Origin of the sequence: Cryobacterium shii (assembly GCF_004402595.1) — a bacterium.
Lineage (GTDB): Bacteria > Actinomycetota > Actinomycetes > Actinomycetales > Microbacteriaceae > Cryobacterium > Cryobacterium shii.
Window position 1 is genome coordinate 62320 of record NZ_SOFY01000064.1, and the last position, 23637, is coordinate 85956.

Annotated in this window: 24 protein-coding genes and 1 pseudogene; 13 read left to right on the top strand and 12 right to left on the bottom strand. The window is 66.2% G+C overall.

Translation table 11 applies throughout. The features are described from left to right. Positions 1-57 precede the first annotated feature (57 nt). Positions 58-774: a hypothetical protein gene (locus E3O49_RS11980; protein WP_134368047.1), complete on the top strand. Its 717-nt coding sequence runs from the start codon at positions 58-60 to the stop codon at positions 772-774. Here E3O49_RS11980 and E3O49_RS11985 read toward each other — a convergent pair. The 3 genes and pseudogenes from E3O49_RS11985 to E3O49_RS11995 all read right to left on the bottom strand — a co-directional run bounded on the left by E3O49_RS11985 (position 751) and on the right by E3O49_RS11995 (position 3100). After that, entirely contained in the window at positions 751-1680 is a 930-nt protein-coding gene (locus E3O49_RS11985) for a DMT family transporter (protein ID WP_134402324.1), read from the bottom strand. The two genes, E3O49_RS11980 and E3O49_RS11985, sit on opposite strands and share 24 nt — an antisense overlap. Positions 1681-1749: 69 nt before the next feature. After that, a complete protein-coding gene (locus tag E3O49_RS11990) occupies positions 1750-2373 on the bottom strand; it encodes a LysE family transporter (protein WP_134368045.1) in 624 nt (207 codons plus the stop codon). Between the two features lie 31 nt (positions 2374-2404). Then, a pseudogene (locus E3O49_RS11995) lies at positions 2405-3100 on the bottom strand (DNA alkylation repair protein). A gap of 221 nt (positions 3101-3321) precedes the next feature. Here E3O49_RS11995 and E3O49_RS12000 point away from each other — a divergent pair. The 3 genes from E3O49_RS12000 (at position 3322) to E3O49_RS12010 (ending at position 6118) form a co-directional block, all read left to right on the top strand. After that, a complete protein-coding gene (locus E3O49_RS12000; RefSeq protein WP_134368044.1) occupies positions 3322-3888 on the top strand; it encodes a PadR family transcriptional regulator in 567 nt (188 codons plus the stop codon). A 37-nt stretch (positions 3889-3925) separates the two neighbouring features. Next, a complete protein-coding gene (locus E3O49_RS12005; protein ID WP_134368043.1) occupies positions 3926-5644 on the top strand; it encodes an ABC1 kinase family protein in 1719 nt (572 codons plus the stop codon). Positions 5645-5734: 90 nt separating this feature from the next. Then, complete coding sequence (locus E3O49_RS12010; protein ID WP_134368042.1) at positions 5735-6118, top strand: hypothetical protein; 384 nt, start codon at positions 5735-5737, stop codon at positions 6116-6118. 59 nt (positions 6119-6177) lie between these two features. On the opposite strand, the gene E3O49_RS12015 is transcribed toward E3O49_RS12010, so the two are convergent. Continuing rightward, positions 6178-7095, bottom strand: coding sequence for a cation diffusion facilitator family transporter (locus E3O49_RS12015; RefSeq protein WP_241975747.1), 918 nt, complete (start codon positions 7093-7095; stop codon positions 6178-6180). 36 nt (positions 7096-7131) lie between these two features. On the opposite strand from E3O49_RS12015, the gene E3O49_RS17175 reads away from it, so the two are divergent. Further along, positions 7132-7290: a hypothetical protein gene (locus E3O49_RS17175; protein ID WP_241978597.1), complete on the top strand. Its 159-nt coding sequence runs from the start codon at positions 7132-7134 to the stop codon at positions 7288-7290. Here E3O49_RS17175 and E3O49_RS12020 read toward each other — a convergent pair. Beyond that, positions 7260-7625, bottom strand: coding sequence for an ArsR/SmtB family transcription factor (locus E3O49_RS12020; protein ID WP_166787164.1), 366 nt, complete (start codon positions 7623-7625; stop codon positions 7260-7262). The two genes, E3O49_RS17175 and E3O49_RS12020, sit on opposite strands and share 31 nt — an antisense overlap. 181 nt (positions 7626-7806) lie before the next feature. Here E3O49_RS12020 and E3O49_RS12025 point away from each other — a divergent pair, with 181 nt between their 5' ends. From E3O49_RS12025 to E3O49_RS12035, 3 genes are all read left to right on the top strand, one after another. Next, positions 7807-9534, top strand: a complete 1728-nt coding sequence (locus E3O49_RS12025; RefSeq protein ID WP_134368040.1) for a putative bifunctional diguanylate cyclase/phosphodiesterase — start codon at positions 7807-7809, stop codon at positions 9532-9534. Positions 9535-9612: 78 nt separating this feature from the next. Then, positions 9613-9825, top strand: a complete 213-nt coding sequence (locus tag E3O49_RS19050) for a three-helix bundle dimerization domain-containing protein (RefSeq protein WP_134368039.1) — start codon at positions 9613-9615, stop codon at positions 9823-9825. 59 nt (positions 9826-9884) lie between these two features. Beyond that, positions 9885-10694 (top strand): DUF1206 domain-containing protein, encoded by an 810-nt coding sequence (locus E3O49_RS12035; protein WP_134451686.1) that lies wholly within the window; start codon positions 9885-9887, stop codon positions 10692-10694. Here the strand turns inward: E3O49_RS12035 and E3O49_RS17185 are convergent. Continuing rightward, complete coding sequence (locus E3O49_RS17185; protein ID WP_244285299.1) at positions 10691-12178, bottom strand: phosphatase PAP2 family protein; 1488 nt, start codon at positions 12176-12178, stop codon at positions 10691-10693. The genes E3O49_RS12035 and E3O49_RS17185 overlap by 4 nt on opposite strands. 274 nt (positions 12179-12452) lie before the next feature. Between E3O49_RS17185 and E3O49_RS12050 the strand changes: the two genes are divergently transcribed. From E3O49_RS12050 to E3O49_RS12060, 3 genes are read left to right on the top strand one after another with little or no spacing between them, the layout of a single operon-like run. Next, complete coding sequence (locus E3O49_RS12050) at positions 12453-13214, top strand: histidine phosphatase family protein (RefSeq protein WP_134451688.1); 762 nt, start codon at positions 12453-12455, stop codon at positions 13212-13214. Between the two features lie 9 nt (positions 13215-13223). Then, positions 13224-13778, top strand: coding sequence for a DUF3090 family protein (locus tag E3O49_RS12055; RefSeq protein WP_134368036.1), 555 nt, complete (start codon positions 13224-13226; stop codon positions 13776-13778). Positions 13779-13780: 2 nt separating this feature from the next. Continuing rightward, entirely contained in the window at positions 13781-14545 is a 765-nt protein-coding gene (locus tag E3O49_RS12060) for an SCO1664 family protein (protein ID WP_134368035.1), read from the top strand. A 12-nt stretch (positions 14546-14557) separates the two neighbouring features. Here the strand turns inward: E3O49_RS12060 and nrdG are convergent, their stop codons facing one another. Both nrdG and nrdD read right to left on the bottom strand, forming a co-directional pair. Continuing rightward, positions 14558-15160, bottom strand: a complete 603-nt coding sequence (gene nrdG / locus E3O49_RS12065; protein ID WP_134368034.1) for an anaerobic ribonucleoside-triphosphate reductase activating protein — start codon at positions 15158-15160, stop codon at positions 14558-14560. Continuing rightward, positions 15153-17390: an anaerobic ribonucleoside-triphosphate reductase gene (gene nrdD, locus E3O49_RS12070; protein WP_134451689.1), complete on the bottom strand. Its 2238-nt coding sequence runs from the start codon at positions 17388-17390 to the stop codon at positions 15153-15155. Before nrdD ends, nrdG begins: the two co-directional genes overlap by 8 nt. Before the next feature lie 249 nt (positions 17391-17639). On the opposite strand from nrdD, the gene E3O49_RS12075 reads away from it, so the two are divergent. Next, on the top strand, positions 17640-18533 hold the full coding sequence (locus E3O49_RS12075) for a pseudouridine synthase (protein ID WP_244285300.1): 894 nt from the start codon (positions 17640-17642) through the stop codon (positions 18531-18533). Here the strand turns inward: E3O49_RS12075 and E3O49_RS12080 are convergent, their stop codons facing one another. Together E3O49_RS12080 and E3O49_RS12085 are read right to left on the bottom strand one after the other, a co-directional pair. Beyond that, positions 18534-19019, bottom strand: coding sequence for a class F sortase (locus tag E3O49_RS12080; RefSeq protein WP_160141109.1), 486 nt, complete (start codon positions 19017-19019; stop codon positions 18534-18536). It lies immediately after the preceding gene. Positions 19020-19215: 196 nt separating this feature from the next. Continuing rightward, positions 19216-20073 (bottom strand): hypothetical protein, encoded by an 858-nt coding sequence (locus E3O49_RS12085; protein ID WP_134409848.1) that lies wholly within the window; start codon positions 20071-20073, stop codon positions 19216-19218. 137 nt (positions 20074-20210) lie between these two features. On the opposite strand from E3O49_RS12085, the gene arfB reads away from it, so the two are divergent. After that, complete coding sequence (gene arfB, locus E3O49_RS12090; protein WP_134368029.1) at positions 20211-20633, top strand: alternative ribosome rescue aminoacyl-tRNA hydrolase ArfB; 423 nt, start codon at positions 20211-20213, stop codon at positions 20631-20633. A 39-nt stretch (positions 20634-20672) separates the two neighbouring features. On the opposite strand, the gene E3O49_RS12095 is transcribed toward arfB, so the two are convergent. After that, positions 20673-22556 carry an FAD-binding monooxygenase gene (locus tag E3O49_RS12095; protein ID WP_134451691.1) on the bottom strand — a complete coding sequence of 628 codons (1884 nt, stop codon included), beginning with the start codon at positions 22554-22556 and terminating at the stop codon, positions 20673-20675. A gap of 164 nt (positions 22557-22720) precedes the next feature. Further along, entirely contained in the window at positions 22721-23566 is an 846-nt protein-coding gene (locus tag E3O49_RS12100; protein WP_241975750.1) for a Cof-type HAD-IIB family hydrolase, read from the bottom strand. Positions 23567-23637 lie beyond the last annotated feature (71 nt).

Genomic DNA, 23637 nt, shown 5'->3' on the forward strand with positions numbered 1-23637 from the left:
CGAGTGTTCCGGAACCGGAGCGTGACAGCACGCAGAACATCGTCGAAAGGCTCAAGCATGAGCGAGCAACCGAGCTTCCGAGTCCGACGTCTGGGGAAGCAGCATCGGGCAGCGTTTGTCGCGTTGCTCGTTGAGCACCCGCAGGCCGACATCGATGACGCACCCGAGATCTACTTCGACGACACTGTCGAGCTTCAGGGTGTGTCCGAGGCATTCGCCCTGGTCGCCGAAACCGATGACGGCCGGCTTCTCGGCGCCATCGTCACCGAACCCGACAGCTATGTTGACGAAGACCAGCTCGACGAAGACTCCACCGACGAGGACATTGACGATGCGATAGTGCTCGACCACGGCACCGCCGTCGTCGAGCTGCTGATCACCGGTGGATCCGCGGAGGTGTGCCGGGAGCTTCTCAACACTCTCGCGCCGGCCCTCACCACCCGTGGTTTCGCTCAGGTGCATGCCAGCGTCCCGCCGGACCTCGCCGACGTGTTCCGAGGTCAAGGCTGGGTTGTCCTGCCAGAGAACACGGGCATCGCGTGGATGGGCATGGACGACTCGGACGATCAGGTGCGCGACTATGAAGCGATCCCGCGCAGCTCGCTGTCCGCGTTCCTCATGATCGACCCCAACGTGTACATGTCCTGGTCGTACGAAGCACCCGAGGACCCCGAAGATGACGACCTGCGGCAGGAAAGCATCGCCACGGGCATGGAGGAGTTCGCAGCCCGGGTCGCGGCAGAAGCACCCTCAGACGGCCCCTCCGGGAGCTGAGCTCCGGCGGGACAGCTGGAACACCCCGAAGACAGCAACCGCTCCCGCGAGAACGAAGACGACGCCGGCCCACCAGGGGGCGGCGGTGGCTTCACCGAGAACGACGATGCCGATGGTGACTCCGACCATCGGGTCGATCACGGTCAGGCCGGCGACGACCAGCTCCGGCGGTCCGCTCGAGTAGGCGGTCTGCACGAGGTACGTGCCGGCCAACGCCGTGACAATGATCCCGACGAGGGCGACGATCGTGAGTCCGTCTCCCGGCTCGAGTTGGAACCCGTGCAAGACGATGGTTTGGACGCGGGCGATGACGACCTTGGCCAGGGTCGCGACGAAACCGAAGAGAACGCCGCCGGCGAGGATGTAGAACACCGTCGGCGACCGCTTCCGGAGGAAGACGAAGCCAACGGCAAGGATCGCGAGCACGAAGGCCAGGATGATCAGCACGATGACCAGCTGCTCTGTCTGGATGGGCACGGATGTTGTCGTCACGGCGGCCACCCCGACGAACACCGCGATCCCGCCGACGCACAACAAGATCGCTCGGATCGCCCTCCGGGTGAGTCGGGTCCGGGTCAACCGGGCGTTGAGGACGGCGGTGATGACGAGTGCCAGGGCGCCCAGCGGCTGCACGACAGTCAGCGGGGCAAGAAACAGACTGATGAGCTGCAGGACAATCGCGATGCCCAGCATCAGGGTTCCGAGCAACCAGGAGGGGCGGCGGGCCAGGGCCAGCAGCTGCCCGATGCCGAGGCCGGTCTTCGCACTGTAGTGGCTGGCAGCGTCGACTTTGTTCACGCCGCGGTGCTGGAACTCTGCACCGAACGCCAGGAACACGGAGCCGACGAGCGCAACGGGGATGCCAAGCGCCTGAAGCGGCGACAACGTGACGAATCCGCTTTCCATGCTCCTAAACCTACTCGCCGGGCGTCATCACCGACCTCGTTCCTTCGGTCGGTGATGAGTCCCAGGCCCTCAGCGGATGACCGCGAGCAGCACTCCGACGCCCACGAAGAGCACGCCGAAGGTGCGGTTCAGCACGCGCTGACCGTGAGCGTCGCGGGTGAATCGCTGGAACGAACGCGCTGTGCCGGCGAAGAAGAACCACATCACCAGAACGTCGATCGCGACGACGGTGGCGGCGACGATCAGATACTGGGTCGGCATCGGCCGGTCGACCCGGATGAACTGGGGCAGGAACGCCAGGAAGAACACAATCGCCTTGGGGTTCAGAATGTTCACCCACAGTCCGCGCTGGAACATCGACCAGCGGGGCTCGTCGCGGAGGGCACTGGCACGCCCGGCATCGAGTTCCGGTTTGGCCAGGAACTGACGGATGCCGAGGTAGACGAGGTAGGCGGCCCCGGCGTAGCGAATGACGTTGAAGGCGACCGGGGAACTGGCCACGAGCAGGCCGACACCGAGTGCCACGATCACGATGTGGATGAGCAGCGCGGCCTGCTGGCCGAGGATTCCCCAGATCGAGCGGCGGAAGCCGGCGTTCAGGGCGTTGCTCATGGTGTTTATCGCCCCCGCGCCCGGCGTGAAACTGATCAGGGTGCCCGCGCCGACAAGGGCCAACCACAGAGAGAACTGCATCGGACCATCCTAGTTTCGTTCCGTTTGCTCCTCAGCCCTGCCGTTGATCGCGCTGTCGGCTCACCATCTCGGTGATCCAGATGGGTGCGAACGGAGAAGTGCAGTTCGGGGGAGTCGGGTAGTCCTTCAGCACCTCCAGGCGCTGGCCGATATCGATGGCACGAGCTCGATACCCGGCATGCTCGATTCCTATCTGGGCCAGGCAATGGTTCATCGCCCACTGCAGGCGACCCGGGGCATCCTTCATCTCCGTCTCGATGTGGTCGAGCAGCCCCGCAAGGTCGAGGCCCTCGGGCTTCTTCGCCACCCGATCGGTGGTCAGGGCCCAGCCGGCACTCGCGACCGTCGGGTCCGGATCGGCGAATCAGGTCACGCGCAGTTCCTCGGCGTGCGGGTTCTTCTTCACCACATAGTTCACGAGCCAGTCCTGCACCTTGGGAGTGCTCGACTGCCGCGACATTACGGTCAACTCATCCCGCCCGAACGCCGCCGGACGGCAAATCAGGATCGCCAACAGTCGGGCTGCCGTGTCCGAGGTCTCCCACAGTTGGCAGGCAAGCTCCTGTTGGGTCCTCAGTCGTTTGGCTAGCGCGCGCAGCTTGCTGCGGTTCACCCCGTGGTCGTCGCCGTGCCTGGCGCTCACCTCGCGAGACCGCGGGTCCTCCAACGCTGCCAGCTCGGCCAGTACCTCGGCCACCGTCGTCCCGGCTGTCGTCGTCTGGGCCAACTCAGTCTCCCGTCCATCGCATGTGTGATTCAGCCTATGACGCGGATGCGGCCTGCGGCAGGCTGGTCAAAAAATGACCCCCCCCAGTGTGTCGGGTGAATGAGGGCACAGGAGCTTCCCAGACGATCGAATGAATATGGGAACATTGTTTCGTCATCTGTCTGGGCGATATATCGTTAGGTATCGTCGAGCCGGATGGCGTCGGCGCTGAGGAGGACATCATGAGCGGTTCATTTATGGGCGACGGGTTCAAGGGGCGCCGCGGCGGCAGCGGCGAGGGCTGGCCGACCGGCGTGTGGGAAGCGATGGAGCAACTTCGCGGACAGTTCGACCGCAAGGTCGGGCCCAGGATGGGGCGCGGCGACGTGCGTGCGGCGGTGCTGGCGCTGCTCGCCGAGCAGCCGATGCACGGCTACCAGATCATCCACGAGATCGATGAACGCAGCAACGGGGCCTGGAAGCCGAGCCCCGGCTCGGTGTATCCCACGCTTCAGCTGCTGGCCGACGAGGGGCTCATCGGCGCGGAGGAGTCCAACGGTCGCAAGACGTACTCGCTCACGGACGAGGGGCGAGGGGTAGCGGATGCCGCGGCCGATCAGCCGGCGCCCTGGGAAACCCAGGGTGCTCGGGATAGCGGTCGGGCGGGCGCACTGCCCAAGGCCGGCATCGACCTCGCTCAGGCCGCCGCCCAGGTCGGGCGCTCCGGCAACCCGGAGCACGTGAAGCAGGCCGTCGCCGTTCTGGAAGAAGCGCGTCGTAAGCTCTACCTGATCCTCGCCCAGGACTGACCGAGTGCCCACAGCACGTCGGCATCAAGGAGATTAGATGACCGACGTCGGGAACATGCGCGCCCGCACCCGCCGGATCCTGATTTTCGCCGCCCGCTATCTGGTGCAGACCTGGTGGTACGAATTGTTCCTCCCACGGGTCGGACTCGCGCGGGTAGCCGCCCGCAACAGGTCGGCCCGCCTTCAGCGCATTGCGCAGCGCTTCCACGTGCTCGCCGTCGACCTGGGCGGCCTCATGATCAAGGTCGGCCAGTTCATGTCGTCCCGCCTCGACGTGCTCCCGCCGGAGATCACCAAAGAGCTGGAGGGCCTGCAGGACGAGGTTCCGCCGGTGCCGTTCCCGGCGATCCGGGCCCTCGCCGAAGCCGAGCTGGGTGTGACGCTCGAGCGGGCGTTCTCCTTCATCGATCCGACCCCGCTGGCCGCGGCATCTCTCGGCCAGGTGCACCGCGCCCGGCTGTCGCAATTGGATGCGGCCGACACAGGCCTGCTCGACGTCGTCGTCAAGATTCAGCGGCCCGGCATCGGCACGATCGTCGATGTCGACCTCAGTGCTCTCCGCCGGGTCGCCCGCTGGCTCAGCCACATCCGTCTCGTCTCCGACCGCGTCGACATGCCGGCCCTGGTCGAGGAGTTCGCGTTCACGAGCCTCGAGGAGATCGACTATCTGCACGAGGCCGCGAGCGCCGAGCGGTTTGCTCAGGACTTCGCGGAGGATGCCCGGGTCAGCGTTCCCGACCTGGTGTGGGAGCGCACCACCCGGCGCGTGCTGACCCTGCAGGATGTGACCGCCATCAAAATCAACGATGTCGACGGGTTGAGGGCGGCCGGCATCGACCCGTCCGAAGTCGCCACCGACTTCGCGGCCGTCATGTTTGACCAGCTCTTCGTGCACGGCTACTTCCACGCCGACCCGCACCCCGGCAACATCTTCGTCACGCCGCTGGTCGGCGCAGGTGTCGGGGGAGCGGGGGCAGCGGACGGCCGCCGGGCGTGGAAGTTCACCTTCATCGACTTCGGGATGATGGGGGATGTGCCCGATGCCCTGCGTCAGGGTCTGCGCAAGCTGCTGATCGCCGCCGCGTCACGCGACGGCAAGGGGATGGTGGACGGCATCCGTGGGGTGGGTGTACTCCTGCCCTCCGCCGACACCGCCGAACTCGAACGGGCGATGACGAAGCTGTTCGCCCGGTTCGGCGGGATGGGTTTCGCCGAGCTGCAGGACGTCGACCCGCGCGAGTTTCGCGCCTTCGCCCTCGAGTTCGGTGATGTGGTGCGCTCGCTGCCGTTTCAGCTTCCGGAGAACTTTCTCCTCATCGTGCGGGCGATGTCGCTGACCTCGGGAATGTGCAGTTCGCTCGACCCCGCCTTCAATATCTGGAACTCGGTCGAGCCGTATTCAGCCCAGCTGATCCGGGCCGAGGGCGGAAACCTGGTGCAGGGGGTCGCGAAGCAGGCGATGTCGGTTGCGGGCACCATTGCTCGGTTGCCCCAGCGGCTCGACACCCTCGCGACGCGGTTCGAGGAGGGCACCGTCTCGGTGCAGACCCCTCGGATCGAGCGTCGCCTGGGCAGTCTCGAGCGAACCGGACGGCAGATCATCTCGGCTGTCCTCTTCGCCGCCCTGCTGATCGGCGGCGTCCTGCTCCGTGCCGACGATGTCGTGTTCGGAACGGTGCTGATGGCCGTTTCCTTGCTCCCGCTGCTGCACGCCCTCTTCGCAGGGATGCTGGCGCGGCGCGGCCCTCTGCCCTAGGAATCTTCGCCCGCCACGGATGCCACGCTGCGCTACGATCCAGGCACAGTGGCCGGGTCCCGCCCGGGCCGCGCGGGCATGGAGCACGCGATGTCTCGTCACTATCGGAATATCAGCGTTGTTCAGGCGTCGCAGGGAGCGACCGCGAAGACGGAGTTCCAGCAGAGGCTCGCGGCCTACGCATCCTGCGACTCGGTCCAGGAAATCCGCGTGTATGCCGGCAGGAGGGCGGGCTCAGGCACAGTGGTCGCCCAATTGCCCAACGTCGTCGATTCCCCGCAGTCCTTCTCCGTCTCGCAACTGAGCGACACCGAGCCTCGGGCCGACAAGGTTTGGGTCGGGGGCAGCAAGGGTGGCATCGACGTGATCTACACGCAGGACGTGTCCGGCGACAGCGCCCCGACCCTGGACGCCGCGGCCGCCGCCGCCGAGGGCGCTGCGGTCGTCAACGCGGTCCTCGCGAAGATCCCGTAGCCCACGGGTGCTGCCAGGCGCTCCCGAGGACGTCAGTGAGCGGAAATCGACCGGATGGCCTACCGTCCCAACGTCGGCGGCTCCGGGGCGACGGTTTGGATCGTAAAGTGATCGAGATTCGGCAATGCCCGCTGAACCTGACGCTCGGCGTCGGCGGCCACCAGTTCTGCCACGGACAGTGAAGTGTCGGCGACGACGATTCGTGCCTCACCGCGAAGTCGGTGCCCGACCCATCTCAACCGGACGGTGGAAACGTCCAGGACCCCCGGGCTGTGGGCCAGCGCCGACCGCGCCCGGTCCACGAGCTCCGGTTCGATCCCGTCCATGAGGCGCCGACCGATGCTCCGCACCGTTCCCCACAGCAAAACGATGATCGCCGCGGAGATCAGGAGACCGACGAGCGGGTCGGCCAACGGGAATCCCAGCATGACGCCGACCGCGCCGGCGACCACTGCAAGCGAAGTGAAGCCGTCCATCCGTGCGTGAACGCCGTCAGCGACGAGGGCCGCCGATCCGATTTTCTGGCCGACCCGGATTCGATAGATAGCCACCAGCTCGTTGCCGGCGAAACCGATCAGGCCGGCGGCGATCACCCAGCCCAGGTTGTGCAGCGGCTGAGGGTTGAAGAACCGGTCAATCGACTGCCAGGCCGCCACGACGGCAGACAGGGCGACGACACCGACGATGAAGAGCCCGGCGAGGTCCTCGGCCCGCCCATAACCGTAGGTGTACCGGCGGGTCGCGATGCGCCGGCCGAGGATGAACGCGATCCACAGGGGAATCGCGGTCAGGGCGTCGGAGAAATTGTGGATGGTATCGGCGAGCAGGGCCACCGAGCCGCTGACGAGTACGACCGCGAACTGCAGGATGGTGGTTGCGAGGAGGATCAGCAGGCTGATTTTGACCGCACGGATGCCCTGGGTGCTGGCCTCCAACGCGTCATCGATCGAGTCGGCGGCATCGTGGCTGTGCGGCACGAACAGGCCATAGAAGAACCCCTTGACCCCGGTCGGGTGCGCGTGGGAATGGCCGTCGCCATGATCGTGATCGTGATCGCGTCCATGATCGTGCTCGTGCTCGTGATCGTGCGTGTGGGCGTGGCCGGGAAGACCGTCTGCGGGGGAGTGCACGTGTGGGGCGCTCATGCGCTGGCCTCATTCCGGGTGTGGTGATGGCGCGGAGTGCCGCCGAGGGAGTGCTCCGCCTGAAAGATCGCATCCGACACGAGTTGACTCGCATGCTCGTTTTCCAGGCGGTAGAACACCCGGGTCCCTTCATGGCGCGTGGTCACCATGCGAGCCAGACGCAGCTTGGCCAGGTGTTGGGAGACGGCCGCCGGTGACTTGTCGACTGCCTCCGCCAGCTGATTCACGGATAGCTCCCCGTCTCGCAGGGCAAGAATGATCCGCACCCTGCTCGCATCGGCCAGCATGCCGAACACTTCAACGGCCAGCTCGACGAACTGGCTGTCGGGTGTGCGGCCACACACGTGAGAATCTGCATCCATACGCAGATTATTGCACAGACGGTTTGCCGAACTCCTTGTGGCGGCGCGGCCTGGGGTCCCGGAGACGTTCAGACTTCCGGTTCTGCTGTCGGCTGTGACGAGAGATGACAGGCGGCTGAACAGCCGGCAAACTTCGGCGGGTTGAGTTGGGCCGGAGGTCGCGATCGGATACTGATGAAGGATGAGCACCATTCTTGACGCCGTTCTCGACCCTGCGGGCCGGGTCGACCGGGTCGTGTGTTTGGCGGACCTGGCCACCAGCGTCGAACAGGTGTCCGCCACAACGCCGATGACGGAGATCGACCGGGTATTTCGAGCGGACCAGCAGCTTCGTTCGCTCGTTGTGCAGGAAGGCGGAGCATACTTCCTGTTGACACGTGAACAGGTGGAGTTCACCCTGACCGGACGGCTGGGGTACGGTCGCGGCCTGCATGCCCGCTCGACGGCCATCCAGATGGTGTCTGAGAATTCCTTCGCGCTTCCCGGTCGGATGATCCTGGCGAACGCGGCCCAGCGCATCCTGGAGCTGCCCGAGGGCAACCGGTACCGGGACGTGCTCGTCCTGACCGACGACGGTCCACGAGTCGTGTCGGTGTCACAGATTTTCGAACGGCTATCCGCGGATTTTCGCTACGCGTCGCTGCACGATTCCCTGACCGGTCTGCCCAACCGTCGGCACTTGGAAGAGAGTGGTGCCGCGGCGATCGGGGGTACCGGGGATATGGCCCGCGTTGCGGTTCTCTATATCGACCTCGACGGTTTCAAGGCCATCAACGACACATTCGGTCACCAGGCCGGGGATGAGATCCTGATCGGTTTCGCTGAACGGCTGCGCCACATTGTCCGCCCCACCGATGTCCTGGCCCGCCAGGGCGGCGACGAATTCGCGGTGTTGTTGATCGACGTGGATGAAGGAGAGCTCCTCGCCATCGCGGATCTGGTCGTGCTCGGCGCGTCGGTCCCGTTCGTCTGCGACGGCCATCTTCTGCACGTGACCGCGTCCGTCGGCGTCGCGATGGCCGGCGATGTCGCAGCGGAACGAGAGCTGACCCAGCTTGACGCGCTGCTCCGCCACGCGGACGGGGCCATGCTCAAGGCCAAGCAGTCCGGCAAACGCCAGGTTGCCCGTCTTGACGGGCACGGTGAGGCCGCGCCGATCGTGCGGAATGCCCTCATCCGAAGGCGACTGCCGGAGGCGTTCGAGACCCGCGCGTTCAGTTTGCGCTACCAGCCGCAGATGGATCTGGCCAGTGGCGACTGCTCGGCGGTGGAGGCGCTGCTGCGCTGGACCGACCCGGTTCTGGGCGCGGTGTCGCCCGCGGAATTCATTCCGATCATGGAACTGTCCGGCGACATCCACCGGATCGGAGAAAGGGTCATCAACGAGGTGTGCGCCCAGGCCAGGCGCTGGCTGGATTCGGGAACCCCGCGCCGTATCGCCGTCAACGTGTCTCCGCTCCAACTCGCGGCCCGAACCATCGTCCCTGAACTGGTCGAGGCACTCCACAGGCACGGCGTTCCCGCGTACCTCATCCAGGTCGAAATCACAGAGGGCGCGGCGATCACCGACCTGCCGCGGGCGGTCGGTCAACTCCAACAGCTCCGGGATGCGGGGATCAGCATTGCCCTGGACGACTATGGCACCGGCTTCTCCTCCCTGTCCCTGCTGCGCAGCCTGCCCCTGACCACGGTCAAGATCGACAAGACCTTTATCGACAACATCGATTCGGCGCCCTCCGACGCCCTGCTCGTGGGCGGGATCATCGACACCGCCCACGCCCTCGGCCTCAAGGTCACTGCGGAAGGTGTCGAACGGGAAAGCCAACGCCGGCTCCTGCGGGATCTGGGTTGTGACACGGTGCAGGGCTACCTCATTTCCCGGCCTGTCGCCCCGAAGGATCTTTCGTAACCGCGGCTGGAACAATCGGGCCGGCCACCCGCGGCGCAGCGGATTGACGATCGAGCCGTTCGGCAGGACTATGGCCTCGTGAGCACTGATGAGGAACTGAGGGCCATCGCGAAGGTGGTCGATCGACTCGCCGAGAGATTCCCTCACATTCCACGGTCGAGCATCGAGCGAGCGGTCCTCGAAGAGCACAAAGCCCTGGATGGGCGGCCGGTCAGAGAGTATGTTCCTGTGCTGGTTGAACGTGGTGCCAAGGGGCGCCTGCGTGGTCACGGCGCGGCAACGACGTCATAGAATCAAGCGCCCACGACCTGCTCCGGGGGAGTGACGGAGGTCTGTCCTAAGCTGAGCCCATGATCAGTGATTTAGCGGCCAAAGTCGCCCGTACGGCCAAGCGCAGCGACAGTCTGCAGATCCTGGCCCGGCTGGGCTTCGCCGTGAACGGTTTGTTGCACCTTCTCATCGCCGGGCTCGCCATCGCCATTGCGGTCGGCGGAGGTGGCACCGCCGATCAGTCCGGTGCGTTCGGGCAGCTGGCGGCGAGCCCGGGCGGGGTCTTTGTGCTGTGGGCCGTCGTGGTCGGCCTGTTCGCCCTCGGGTTGTGGCTGCTCCTGGGCGCGTTCCTGATTCAGGGAGCCGATCCCAAGCGCAAATGGTCGCACCGAGTGGTCGAAACGAGTAAGGCGACGGTTTACCTCGTTCTCGCGGGGACGGCTGCCACGTTCGCGCTCGGAGGAACGACGAATTCGGCCGGCAGCACCCGTGACACCAGTGCCCGTCTCATGTCGGCCCCGGGCGGTGTGTTCGTGCTGCTGGCTGTGGCTCTGGTCGTGCTCGCCATCGGCGGCTACTTCGTGCGCAAGGGTGCGCTCAAGAAATTCACCGCGGACATCTCGGTGCCGAGCGGCCCCGCCGGATCGGCCATCATCGCTCTGGGGATGGTGGGCTACATCGCCAAGGGCATCGCGCTGGGTGTGATGGCGGTTCTGATCGGTGTCGCCGCGCTCACGCTGGACCCGAGCAAGTCGACCGGCCTCGACGGGGCGCTGAAAAGCCTGGCCGCGCTGCCGTCCGGCGAGATCATCCTGACGGCGATCGCCATCGGGCTCATCGCCTACGGGGCGTACTGTTTCGGTCGGGCGTGGCGCGCCCGGCTCTACTAGACGCCCCTCGTCTCCTCTTTCGTCTCCTCTTTCGTCTCCTCTTTCGTCTCCTCTTTCGTCTCCTCTTTCGTGCCCTCGAGACCTCGCGTCTCCTCGGGAACGCGCGCGGTGCGCCAGGTGTCGAAGGCGATCACGCCGCCGACAATGATCAGGGACAGCGAAACGGATGCCAGCGCATCCGTGGCCCAGTGGTAACCCAGATAGACGCGGCTGACGGCCGCGGCAACGATGCAGACCACGGCGAAGCCGAACCCGGCGACCGTTCCACGGATGCTCGCGCGACGTGAGAAGACGAGGTAGGCCGTGAGCAGCACGAAGTCTGTCGCGCCGAGGACGTGCCCGGACGGGAAGGAGAACGAGGGATCGGGGCCGAAGAGCATGAGTTCCGTCGGCGGACGGTGGCGGTTGACCGAATGCCCGATGATCTGGCCCAGCACGACGCCGACCAGCATGGCCGCAGCCAGGATCACGGGTCGCCGCGCGTGCTTGCCGATGACACCCCAGGCGAGCGTCAGGACGAGCAGGGTGATCGGTAGCGCGATGGGCCCGAAGAGAATGGCCAGACCGATCATGACCGACGTCAGAGCGGGCGAGCGCCACGTGGCCAGCCACGCCTGCACTGGTTCGTCGATGACGGTCAAGCCGTTTTTGTTCAGCACGGACAGGAGGATGACCGTGAAGAACACGGCACCGAGGCCGGCCAGTACGATCGAGGTCAGGTAGAGCCGGCGGCGGGAGGCGGCTTCGAGCATCCGTGGTTCGACCATGAGCTTGTCGTGAAGGACCGACCAGGAGAACCGTCCGGGTGGCCGGCTTCTGGCGAGCTCGTGCTCACCGTCGAGTTTCGCGGCCAGTGGCGCCCAGATGACGACGGCGACGCCGATTCCGAGCAGCAGCGCACCGATGGTGTCGGTGAGCCAGTGCGCACCCAGGTAGGTGCGGCTCATCATCATGACGATCGTGTATACCGAACCGGCCACCCAGACCCAGACCCGCGGAAAGAGGATGCCCAGAACCACGGCCATGGTCGCGGCGTTGGCGACGTGCCCGGAGGGGAACGATCCGAAATCGAGGTTCGTCATCAGGTTCTCCGGGCGGGCCCGACCGAAGAGATTCTTGAGCAGCTGCACGACTCCACCGGTCACCACCGTTGCGGCGAGAAAGTAACCGGCGGCCCAGGGGCGTTTCGCCAGCAGCAGGGCGACGGCGATCACAACGGGCAGGATGATGATCGCGACCAGTCCGCCGCCCAGGGTGTCCATCGCCAGGGCGAGGGTTTGCCAGATGGGCGCCCGATTCTCGATCAGCTCTTTCATCCACTCGGTGTCGATGGAGAGGGGCAGGCCCTGGTCGCGCACCACGATGAGAGCGCCGAGGATGAAGGCCAGTCCGAGGGCCATCAGCCCGCTCACCAGCGGCCACCAGTGCGTGACGCGCTTGGCGCGCGGCTTCGCTGCAACTTCTGGGTTCATCTGCGCGTCCATCAGGCAATGCTAGAGGGTCCGGCGCGATCGAAAGACGAGCGGTGCAGGGCGATCCGTGCCCTAACCAATTCGACGGAGATTTTGCCCAAAACGGGCTGCAACAGGCCTGAACGGGCGTTTTTCCGCAAAATCTCCGTCGAATTGGTTCCGTCGAATTGGTTCGACGCGCTTGGGACAGGAACTGTCGCAGACGGGTGGAGGCCGGGCCCCGGGCGTCGGACTGGCCCAGTGGCTGAGAGGGAGTCTGCCCTGAACCAATGCCTAGGCTGTACCCATGGCCACAGTCATCCTCGTGCGGCACGGACGCACCACCGCGAATGCCGACGGAATGTTAGCCGGACGCGCCCCCGGCGTCAGGCTCGACCAGATCGGGCAGGAACAGGCAGCCCTCACGGGCCAGCGCCTGGCGGCGGTGAACCTGGTCGGCGTGGTCTCCAGCCCCCTCGAGCGCTGCCGGCAGACCTCGCAACTGATCCTCGACCACCAGGCCGGCTCGCTGGTGGGGCCCATCACGTCGGCAACGCCGGGCTCGGAGGGCTCGCCTCGCTCGCCGGGCACCCTGGTGGAGGAGGAGGGCATCACCGAGTGCGACTACGGAGAATGGCAGGGCCGGGCCCTCGGCGATCTCGCCAAGGAGGCGCTGTGGTCGGTGGTGCAGACCCAGCCGTCCGCCGCCGTGTTCCCCGGCGGCGAGTCGCTGGCCGCCATGCAGGCCAGGTCGGTCGCCACGATCCGCCGTCACGACGCGGCGTTCGAGGCTCAGCACGGCCCGGGTGCGGTGTGGGTGGCGGTGAGCCACGGCGACATCATCAAGTCCGTTCTGGCCGACGCCCTCGGCATGCATCTTGACCTGTTCCAGCGCATCAACGTCGGTCCGGCATCCGTGTCGATCCTTCGATACGGCGTCAATCGCCCGAGTGTGCACGCCATCAACACCGACGCCGGCGACCTCTCCTGGCTCGGCGCAGCCACCCCCTCGGCCGACGCGCAGGTCGGTGGCGGAGCCGGTCAGGCGCCGCACACATCCGGCCCCTAAAATACCCACATGCCAACTATCGTCCATGAGTTCGCCTGGCCGGATCGGGTCGTCGTCGGCACCGTCGGCCTCCCCGGGTCACGCAGGTTCTACCTGCAGGCGCGCACCGGGGCTCACCTGATCAGCATCGGCCTGGACAAGCAACACGCGGCTGTGCTCGCGGATGCCGTCGATGAGATGCTCGACGAGTTGCGGGCCCGCGAGGGCAATCCGTTCGGCATCCCGACCGACACTCCGATCGAGCTCGTCGACAACGAGCCGCTGGAGCAGCCCCTCACGGAAGAATTCACAACCGGCGCGATGAGCCTGGTCTGGGACCCCTCCACCGTGCAGATCGTGATCGAGGCGCACCAGGCCCCGGGTGAGATCGAGAGCTTCGCCGAAATCCTGACCGGCCCCAAGGAGCCGCAGGGATTGCTGTTGGTACGGATGCCTGTCGGCACCGCCCGGGCATTCGCGAAGCGCACGCACGAGGTGGTCGGGGCCGGTCGACCCCTCTGCCCGCTCTGCGGCAGCCCCATCGACCCGGACGGGCACGTCTGCAGCTTCCCCGACGGCCCCTGACGATGGCCGCCGACTTCGCCGACGGCGAGCTCGAACTCACCGGCCGCATCACGACGGCCTCGAACGCGACCTTTCTCGGCAGCATCGGCGGCGTGGTAGTGGTCTACAAGCCGATCGCCGGAGAGCATCCCCTGTGGGATTTCCCGGACGGCAACCTGGCCGGCCGGGAGGTCGCGGCCTACCGGGTCTCGCAGGCCTTCGACTGGAACGTCGTGCCCCGCACCTGGCTGCGGGGCGGCCCGATGGGCCCCGGGATGGTGCAGCTGTGGCAGGAGCCGGATCCCGAACAGGATGCCGTCGATCTGGTCCCGTGGGAAGCCGCCCCGGCCCCGGGCTGGCGCCGGGTCTTCGACGGCCGGGACGAGCACAATCGGGCGGTGACGCTGATCCATGAAGACTCGGCCGCGCTGCGACGGATGGCCGTGTTCGACATCGTCGTGAACAACGCCGATCGCAAGGGAGACCACATCCTCGCCATGCCGGGCGGGCACCGGCACGGCGTCGACCACGGACTCACGTTCCACGCCGACCACAAGCTGCGCACCGTGCTCTGGGGCTGGCTGGGCGAAGAGCTCAGCGCCGACGAACTCGCCGGCATCGACCGGGTCACGTCCCGGCTGACCGGCGAGCTCGGCGACACCCTCGCCGAGCTGCTCAGCGACGTCGAGATCGCCGCCCTGGCCGCGCGCTGCGATCGGCTCCGCACTGAGGGCCGGTTCCCGGCACCGCGGGGCGACATGCCCGCGGTGCCCTGGCCACTGTTCTGACTTCCAGAACTTCTAGATCAGGTTGCGTTTCTCGATCTGTTCATAGCTGCTGGTCGCATCCTTTAGTTCGCCCCACAGCGTCACCTGGCCACTGGCGAGGGAAGCCTTGACGTCGATGATCCGCTGGTTGCTGCTGCCCCGGAACTGCAGGCCCGGGTCGCGCTTGCCCAGTTCGAACCGGCCGTCGACCAGAACGTCGATCGCGCCGAGCAGGGCGAGCTTGTCCGCACTTTCCAGCAGCAGCTCTTCGAACGTGTAGCCGGTCCAGCACCACACGTCCTTCGACGAGCCGAGTTCCCGGCGAACCCGGTCGAGGAGCGACAGGCACACCCCGGTGTTGAGGAACGGCTCGCCGCCGAGCAGGGTGAGGCCCTGCACATACTCCTGGCCGAGGTCTGCCAGGATCTGGTCCTCGAGTTCACCGGTGTACGGCTGTCCGTAGCGAAAACTCCAGGTGGCCTCGTTGAAGCAGCCCTCACAGGCGAACAGGCACCCGGACAGGTACAGGCTGCACCGCACCCCCTCGCCGTCGACGAAGACGAAGGGTTTGTAGTCGCCGACGTGCTGCTGGCTCAGCTTCTCCGACAGCCACTCGCCGGGCTGGGGGTTACGCATCCGCGGCCACGGATGCGGCGGCATCCGCCCCACGGATGCCGGTGGCGCCGGCCATGTGCTTGACCCGGGAGGTGATCTCCGTGTGCCGGCCGTGCACCATCGGGCGGGCCTGCGGGTTGCCGAGGTAGCCGCAGGTGCGCTTGACGACGTCGCAGGTCATCGGGTCGGCGTTTCCGCACTCGGGGCATTCGAATCCGCGCTCGGTGGCGTCGAAGTCGCCCGAGAAACCACAGGCGTAACAGTGGTCGATCGGGGTGTTGGTGCCCAGGTAGCCGACCCGATCGTAGGAGTAGTCCCACACGGCCTCGAGTGCCTTGGGGTTCTGCTGCAGGATCGGGTACTCGCAGTAGTGGATGAACCCGCCGGAGGAATACGTCGGGTAGATCTTCTCGAAGTCCAGCTTCTCGAACGGCGTCGGGTTCTTGCGCACGTCGTAGTGGAAGCTGTTGGTGTAGTAGTCCTTGTCGGTGATGTTCGGCACGGAGCCGAATTTCTCGGTGTCGAGTCGGCAGAACCGGTCGGTCAGACTCTCGCTCGGCGTCGAGTACACACTGAACTGGTAGCCGTACTCGTTGCTCCACGCAGTGGTGCGCTCGTGCAGCGTGCGCAGGATGTCGATGGTGAAGTCACGGGCTTCGGTGTTGGTTTCCCAGTCGCCGCCGTAGAAGGACGCGGCCACCTCGTAGAGGCCGATGTAGCCGAGGGACACCGTGGCCCGCTTGTTCTTGAAGAGGGTGTCGACCGGCTGGCCGGCCGACAGGTGCTGGCCGAAGGCGCCGTAGACGTAAAGAATCGGGGCGTTCTGCGGGGTCGCTTCCTTGCACCGCTCGATTCGAAAGAGCAGAGCGTCGCGCGCCGTGCTCACCCGCTCGGCGAGAATGCTCCAGAACTTTCCCTTGTTGCCGGCGGCCTCAAGGGCGATCCGGGGCAGATTGAGCGTCACGACTCCGAGGTTCATCCGGCCTTCGGAGACGTCGTTGCCGTCCTCGTCGGTCCAGCCCTGCAGGAACGAGCGGCAGCCCATCGGCACCTTGAAGCTGCCGGTGAGTTCGACGATCTTGTCGTAGTTGAGGATGTCCGGGTACATGCGCTTGGTGGAACACTCCAGCGCCAGCTGCTTGATGTCGTAGTTCGGGTCGGCCGGTTCGAGGTTGAGGCCCCGCTTGACGGTGAAGATCAGCTTCGGGAAGATCGCCGTGCGCTTTTCGCTGCCCAGCCCCTCGATCCGGATCTGCAGGATCGCCTTCTGGATCTCGCGCTCGAACCAGCTGGTGCCGAGGCCGAAGCCGAGGGAAGTGAACGGTGTCTGCCCGTTCGAGGTGAACAGGGTGTTGATCTCGTACTCGAGGCTCTGCATCGCGTCGTAGATGTCCTTGAGGGTTTTCTCCTCGGCGTACGGCTGGTGCTGCGACTCGTCCGTTATCCACTTCCGGGCGTCGGCCAGGTGCTTCTCGAGGTTCTTCTCGGCGTAGGGGGCGAGCACCTCGTCGATGCGGTTGCCGGAGCATCCGCCGTACTGGGTCGATGAGACGTTAGCGATGATCTGGGAGATTTGGGCCGTGGCCGTCTGAACCGACCGGGGCGGATCGACGTCGGCGTTGCCGATCCGGAAGCCCTGACTCAGCATGGTCTTGAAGTCGATGAGGCAGCAGTTCGTCATCGGCGCATAGGGGTGGTAGTCGAGGTCGTGGTAGTGCAGGTCGCCCTTCTGGTGGGCGTTCGCGACGTGCGGGGGCAGCATTTTCAGGCCGATGGCCTTGCCCACGGCTCCGGCGGTCAGGTCGCGCTGGGTGTTGAAGACGTCGCTGTCCTTGTTGGCGTTCTCGTTGACGACCGATTGGTCTTTGCTGATCAGTTTGACGATCGAGTGGTTGATGTCGGTGGCTTTGCTGCGTGCGAAGTCCCGCTGGATGCGGTAATTAATGTATGCCTCGGCTGCGTCGTATTCCTTGCTGTCCAGCAGGGCATGTTCCACGATGTTCTGCACCTCGTAGATTTTTATGTCCACCGCGAAGCGGGAGGCTATCTCGCGATTGACGCGAGCGACCAGATCACGGATGGTGCGGTGCGTGAGCGGGGTCAGCTCACCGTTGACCTCCGTGAAGCTCTTGGCGAGTGCCGCGTAGATGCGGGCGTCATCGAAGGCGAGCCGGCGTCCATCCCGTTTGGCCACCATGAGCGTGCTCGGAGTGTTCCCCGTCGGGACGGTTCCTGCGCCGGGGTTTTCCATTTTCAACACTCTGTGCCATCTCCTTGGGGTCAGCACCCACGACAATCGGGCGGGGGGTTGAGCCGGGCGAAGGAACCATATGTAGTGGTTGGGGTGTGATCTCCATACTACCTGTAGGGGTTGGCGGCGATTCGCTTCGGCTCGCCGCGGCCGCCACCGAGTTGGTGAGACGGATACCGGGCGACGTACGATCAGTGAATGCCCCCGCCCTCACCGTTGCCGCAACGCCACGGGCTCGATGCCGCCTGGGTGAGCACGCCCGATCGGGACCGCGCCCGGCCGCATCCGTGGCCGACCATGGGCGCCTGGTTGCTCGAGCGTCTCGCCGAGTTCGTCGATGTCGCCGCTTTTCTGGCCGGGGAGCGCTTCGCCTATCAGTCGGGCGAGCCGGTCGTCGGCAGCGACCCCTACCAGCCCCATACCTTCGTCTGGTTTCATCGCGACCTCGCCGATGAGGCCTTCGTGCCCGGTATCATCCACGTAGTCCATCGGGACGCCCGACTCGTCGTGATCGACAAGCCGGCCTTTCTGTCGACGATTCCGCGTGGTCGGCACGTCCTGCAGAGTGTGGTGGTGCGCCTGCGCGCCGAGTTGGGGCTGCCCGAGCTCTCGCCGTTGCATCGCCTGGACCGGGTGACGTCGGGCCTTCTGGTCCTCGCGACCGAGCGACGGTGGCGCGGGGCGTATCAAACGATGTTCCAACGCGGCGAGGTCGGCAAGACGTATCGTGCGCTGGCCCCCCTGCGGCCGGAACTTGATCTCCCCGTCACCGTCCGCAACCACCTCGCCACCAGGCGAGGCCACTGGCAGGCCGAGGTGACCGACGATCCGGCCAACGCCGAGTCGCTGATCGAGCTGGAGACCGTCCTGCAGGACGGCGTGCAGGACATCGGCGTCTATCGGCTGACGCCGCGCACCGGCCGCACCCATCAGCTGCGGATGCACATGCTGGGCCTGGGGATCCCGATCATCGATGACCCGGTGTACCCCGTCGTTCAGGATGTCGCGATCGACGATTTCACCCGGCCGCTGCAGCTCCTGGCGAGTGAGGTGACGTTCACCGATCCCATCGACGGGGAGCTGCGCCGGTTCGAGAGCGTGCGAACACTTCCGTTGCCTGCCGAGGCCGCGCGGGCCGAGTGATCAGCAACCGACGTTTGTCTTGTCCTGGTCCAGTTGCAGCACCGCGACGATGTTCTGCACGGTGGCGGAGTTCGGGTCGTAGCCCACGGGGCGGTAGCAGCTGACGAGAACCAGACGGTTGGGGATGGCGTCGGTGAGTTCGTCGTTGTTCTTGTACTGCGCTTTGTCCAGCTTGAGGGACTTCTGCTCGACGTAGCATAGCCTCCCGTTTGCCGTGTCGATGCTCGCGACGGCTCCGGGACGCAGATCCTTCAGGTCGTTGAAGACCGCGGTGTCAACCCAGGAGTGTCCGTACAGGTAGACCGTATTGGTCGAGTCCGTGCCGGCCAGACCGCCGGCAATGGTCGTGTCCCAGGCGATGGTGGTGAGTTCGGTCGGATCGAAGCCGCCACGGCTGTCGATCATCGACTGCGTGTATTTGGAGACGGCTCCGTCGATCCCGATCGAGGGGACCGTGAGACGCAGCGGCACGGATGCGTTGATCACGACATCAGGCGCAGGTGTAGCCGAGGGAACGTCCGGGGCAACGGGCAGGGGCGCGGCCGGTGTCGCCGGTGTGACGCGGTGAATCGAGGGTGTCGGCAGGGCCGTCGGGGCTGTCTCCGGGCCGGTCGGGTGGAGAAGGATCCACCCGACCGACATCACTAAGAGAAGCGCCGCTACTCCGCCGAGCAGCGCCGGTTTAGCGACGGGCACCAATCCGGCGTGCGGCGAAGGCTGCGGTCAGCAGCCCGGCCAGCAGCAGCGCTCCGGCCCCGAGGAAGACGGGGGAGTCGTTACCGCCGGCTGAGACGTGCGTGAAGCCGTCGGTCTTGGAGTCGTGCAGTTTGTTCTTGGCGACCGGCGACGCCTTCGGTGTGGGCGTCGTCGAGGAGGCAAGGCTGATGTTCTTCAGCGAGGCGGCGCAGGTGACGACGGATCCGCCGCCGTTGGCCGTGTTGTTGCACTGGTTGATCGAGACCGGCAGCTGCGCGCTCATGGTCGAGGGGGTCACCGTGCAGGTGACGCGATCGGAAGCGCCGCCGCCGTTCACTGATCCGTTGCACTGAGTGATCGTCGCGCCGGATACGTTGGCGGGGAACGGATCGCAGTTCAGGGTCGGCGCGGTGCCTTCCGCCCCGGATCCGTTGCACTGGTTGACGGTTGCGCCGGTGACGCCCGTGGACGCCGCCCCGGTGATGTTGTTGGTGACGTCTACGTTGCAGATGACGCTGGCGCCGCCGCCGTTCGCGGCATAGTTGCACTGGCTGACCGATGTGGTGAGCGCGTCATAGCTCTTCGTCGAGGTCGTGCAGGTCGGCTCCGTGTTCGCGGGGCCGTGGCATTCCTTGACGGTGACGGTGGAATTGGCCACTCCGGTGGCGACGTTGAGGTTGTTGACCACGGTCACGTCGCAGTTCAGGCCCAGACCGGGGGTGTTGTCCACATTGTTGCACTGGGCGATCGTCTCCGCAGCCGACGCGGGTCCGCCGGAGGGGGCGAACGTCAGGCCCAGAACCGAGAGGAGGAGCGCCGCGGCGAGGACGGAAACTCTCATCATCGGCGTGCTGAAACGAGAAGCGCCGATGGGCGCGGGGTTAGTCAAAGCCGTGTTCACAGCACTCCTCAAATAGGGGGAAAGGCTACCATGCGGCCTCCCCTCAGGCCGAATGCCGCAGATCGTGCGACGCTGGGTGCATGGACCTGGAGGTAACGCCCGCGTTGACCGTTCCCGAGCGCGAACTCGGCTGGCGGTTCTCGCGGTCCTCCGGTCCGGGCGGTCAGCACGTCAACACGTCCGACAGCCGGGTCGAGCTTTTCTGGAACGTCGCCGAGTCGGCGGCGCTCTCCGATGAACAGCGGATGCTGCTGCTCTCCCGCCTCGCCAAACGTCTCGTCGACGGGGTGATCACCGTGACAGCGTCGGAGCGGCGCTCCCAGTTGCGCAATCGAGAAATCGCCCGGGCCAAGCTCGCCGACCTCGTGGCCGGATGCCTGGCTCCCGCCGCGGCGCCCCGCCGGCCGACGAAACCCACCCGGGGTTCGGGCCGTCGGCACCTCGCCGCGAAGCAGCAGCGGTCGGCAACCAAACGTCAACGCCAGCGGCCGACCGCCGAGTAGCCGCGGGGGCGCCCCAAAGGGGGCGCCCCGCGGGGGCGTCTACCGAACGAGCAGCACCTGCCGGAAGAACGCCGCCAGTTCCTCGGTCTCGGCCAGGGGCAGCACGTTCGCCACGTACTGGTCCGGTCGAACCACCACGACGGCGCCGCCGCGGTCGATCCCGCGAAGTTCGAAGATGTCGTGCTCCGGGTCGGTGGAGTACACCTTCTCGTAGTCGATCAGCTCGAACGGGCCGATCTTCGGCAGGAACGCGGCCGGAACGCTGCCGATGTCCACGCCGGTGTGGTCCTGCTGGTAGATCACTTTGACGTCGAAGACACTGTCGATGTCGGTCCCGCCGGGAGTGTGCAGGATCAGCGGGGACTCCGGCGACGTCTGCAACCATTCGGCCCAGTCCGAGAGCGCCGAGGCCTCACCGGATGCCGCGGCATCCGCGAACGCGTACAGACGCCAGCGGCCATCCGCTCGGTGGTGGTGTCCGAGCTGCACGGGGTTGGCGTCTCCGACGCGCACCACCGAGGCGGACTTGAAGCGCTTGCCGAGCGGGAACCCTGCGGCCAGCGGCTGGTCGGCCGCCGCACCGATCAGCATCGACGGCGGGTATTCCGTCATGAACCCGGACGGGAACTCCGCCGTCCGAGTGTAGAAGTCCTCCAGCGGCACCTCGAGGTCCTCCGGCCTGGTCGCCATCAGGGTCGACCACTGCTTGTCGAAGTCGATCAGGTTCCTGGCGATGACCTGACGCTCGGCCGAGTACGTGCCGAGCAGGGATTCTGGGCTGCGGCCTTCGAGTACATAGGCGAGCTTCCAGGCCAGGTTGAAGCCGTCCTGCATCGACACGTTCATGCCCTGACCGGCCTTCGCACTGTGCGTGTGGCAGGCGTCGCCGGTGATGAAGACCCGCGGTGTGCGGGTGCCGACCTCGGCCGGCAGCACGTCGTCGAATCGGTCGGTGAGACGGTGGGCGACCTCGTAGACGCTGTGCCAGGAGACGTTCTTCACGTCCAGCGTGTAGGGGTGGATGATGGCGTTGGCCTTCGCGATGATCTCGTCGATCGTCGTCTTGCGCACCGCTCCGTTGTCGTCGGCGGACACCTCGCCCAGGTCGACGTACATGCGGAACAGATAGCCGCCCTCACGAGGGATGAGCAGGATGTTGCCGCCGGTCCCGGACTGGATCGCGCACTTCATCCGGATGTCCGGGAAGTCGGTGACCGCGAGAACGTCCATCACTCCCCAGGCGTGGAACGCCTGGTCGCCGGCGAGCGTGCAGCCGATGGAATCGCGCACGGCGCTGCGGGCGCCGTCCGCGCCGACAACGTACCTGGCATGGACGATACGCTCCTGGCCCGCCCGTTCACCGTCGGTGTGCACCAGCGTCACCGTCACGGGGTAGTCGCCCTCGTCGGTGTTCACCAGGCTGCGGAAGTCGAAGCCGTAATCCGGCTCCATCCGCGTCGGCGAATTGGCCATCACCTCTGCGAAGTAGTCCAGCACGCGGGCCTGGTTGACGATGAGGTGCGGAAACTCGCTGATGCCGGCCGGGTCGTCGACCGCGCGGGCGGAGCGGACGATGCGGGACGCATCCGTGGGGTCCGGCGTCCAGAAGGCCATCTCGGTGATGCGGTACGCCTCCGCGATGATGCGCTCCGCGAAACCGAACGCCTGGAAGGTCTCGACGCTGCGGGCCTGGATGCCGTCGGCCTGGCCGATCGCCAGGCGCTCGCCGCGACGCTCCACGATGCGAGTCGTGATGCCGGGGAAGTGGGAGAGCTGGGCGGCGGTGATCATGCCGGCGGGACCCGTTCCGACGATGAGAACGTCGACGTTCTCGGGGAGCTCGTCGGGGCGATCGATGCCGACCCCCGCGGCGTCCTGAATGCGCGGGTCTGTGGACACGTATCCGTGGTGGTGGAACTGCACGGCTTCCTCACTTCTTTGTGGGCGGATCTGCGGGCGAAACGGACGTCACTGTCGTTGCGTGCTGGCTGTTGCGGGTAAAGCGCGCGTTCGATAATAGAACGCAGAGTTCGATTATCGCTTCACTAATGATATATCATATGGCTGCCCGCGCCAGGAGACAAGCGCTAGGGGACAAGCACCGGCTTCAGGTTCGGCAGGGCCTCACGGATGCTGCTGACCACGCCCGCCTCCGCGTTCGACGCCGCGGTGTGGCGGGCACGCGCACGGATGCTTGCGTGCGCGTTGGCCATCGCGTAGGAGTGCCCGGCGGCGTCGAGCATCTCGGCGTCGTTGAGGTAGTCGCCGAATGCCATCGTCTGCTCCCGGCTGACCCCCAGATGTCGCTGCAGCCGCACCAGCGCCCGGCCCTTGTTCGCGCCCCGGTGCATCACATCGACCCAGTTCGGGCCCGAGACCACGACATCGGCCGGCAGCCCCAGGCCCCGGATGGCCGGGCCGCTGCGCGTCTCGGCCCGGCCTGCGTCGTAGATTGCCAGCTTCAGCACATCGTCATCGAGGCAGGCGGCGTGCACGTCCGCAACGATCTCGACGGCGGCGTAATAGCGGCGGACGTGGTCGACGAAGGCCGCATCGGTGCGCTCGATGTAGGCGGTCCGGGCGCCGCAGACGACGATGCCCAGGTCGGCTCCGTCGGCCACGGTGGTGCGCACCCACTCCACGAGCGGGGCGATGGCCGCGTCCTCGACGGGTTCGCGGTGCAGGCTGGAGCCGCCCTGCATCACGCTGGTGCCGTTTTCCGCGATGTAGATCAGTCCGTCGCGCTCGCCGAACATGCCGTGGAGGGTCTGGTACTGCCGGCCGCTGGCGGGAACGAAGACGATTCCGGCCCGCAGGAGGTCATCGAGGAGAGGCCAGAACGCGTCCGGCACGTGGCCGTCGTCGTCGAGCAGGGTGCCGTCCATGTCCGAGACGATGAGACGGATGTCGGCAAGCTCTGCGGGGTAGGACACTGCGGCGGCTTTCGGTCGTTGTTGATTCCCTGGGAATCCCCGAGTGTTTGCTCGCGTTCCTCGGAAGGTGG

Coding starts and splice junctions, on each gene's coding strand:
- E3O49_RS11980 (WP_134368047.1), top strand. CDS start 58: ATGAGCGAGCAACCGAGCTTCCGAGTCCGACGTCTGGGGAAGCAGCAT.
- E3O49_RS11985 (WP_134402324.1), bottom strand. CDS start 1,680: ATGGAAAGCGGATTCGTCACGTTGTCGCCGCTTCAGGCGCTTGGCATC.
- E3O49_RS11990 (WP_134368045.1), bottom strand. CDS start 2,373: ATGCAGTTCTCTCTGTGGTTGGCCCTTGTCGGCGCGGGCACCCTGATC.
- E3O49_RS12000 (WP_134368044.1), top strand. CDS start 3,322: ATGAGCGGTTCATTTATGGGCGACGGGTTCAAGGGGCGCCGCGGCGGC.
- E3O49_RS12005 (WP_134368043.1), top strand. CDS start 3,926: ATGACCGACGTCGGGAACATGCGCGCCCGCACCCGCCGGATCCTGATT.
- E3O49_RS12010 (WP_134368042.1), top strand. CDS start 5,735: ATGTCTCGTCACTATCGGAATATCAGCGTTGTTCAGGCGTCGCAGGGA.
- E3O49_RS12020 (WP_166787164.1), bottom strand. CDS start 7,625: ATGGATGCAGATTCTCACGTGTGTGGCCGCACACCCGACAGCCAGTTC.
- E3O49_RS12025 (WP_134368040.1), top strand. CDS start 7,807: ATGAGCACCATTCTTGACGCCGTTCTCGACCCTGCGGGCCGGGTCGAC.
- E3O49_RS12035 (WP_134451686.1), top strand. CDS start 9,885: ATGATCAGTGATTTAGCGGCCAAAGTCGCCCGTACGGCCAAGCGCAGC.
- E3O49_RS17185 (WP_244285299.1), bottom strand. CDS start 12,178: ATGGACGCGCAGATGAACCCAGAAGTTGCAGCGAAGCCGCGCGCCAAG.
- E3O49_RS12050 (WP_134451688.1), top strand. CDS start 12,453: ATGGCCACAGTCATCCTCGTGCGGCACGGACGCACCACCGCGAATGCC.
- E3O49_RS12055 (WP_134368036.1), top strand. CDS start 13,224: ATGCCAACTATCGTCCATGAGTTCGCCTGGCCGGATCGGGTCGTCGTC.
- E3O49_RS12060 (WP_134368035.1), top strand. CDS start 13,781: ATGGCCGCCGACTTCGCCGACGGCGAGCTCGAACTCACCGGCCGCATC.
- nrdG (WP_134368034.1), bottom strand. CDS start 15,160: ATGCGTAACCCCCAGCCCGGCGAGTGGCTGTCGGAGAAGCTGAGCCAG.
- nrdD (WP_134451689.1), bottom strand. CDS start 17,390: ATGGAAAACCCCGGCGCAGGAACCGTCCCGACGGGGAACACTCCGAGC.
- E3O49_RS12085 (WP_134409848.1), bottom strand. CDS start 20,073: ATGATGAGAGTTTCCGTCCTCGCCGCGGCGCTCCTCCTCTCGGTTCTG.
- arfB (WP_134368029.1), top strand. CDS start 20,211: ATGGACCTGGAGGTAACGCCCGCGTTGACCGTTCCCGAGCGCGAACTC.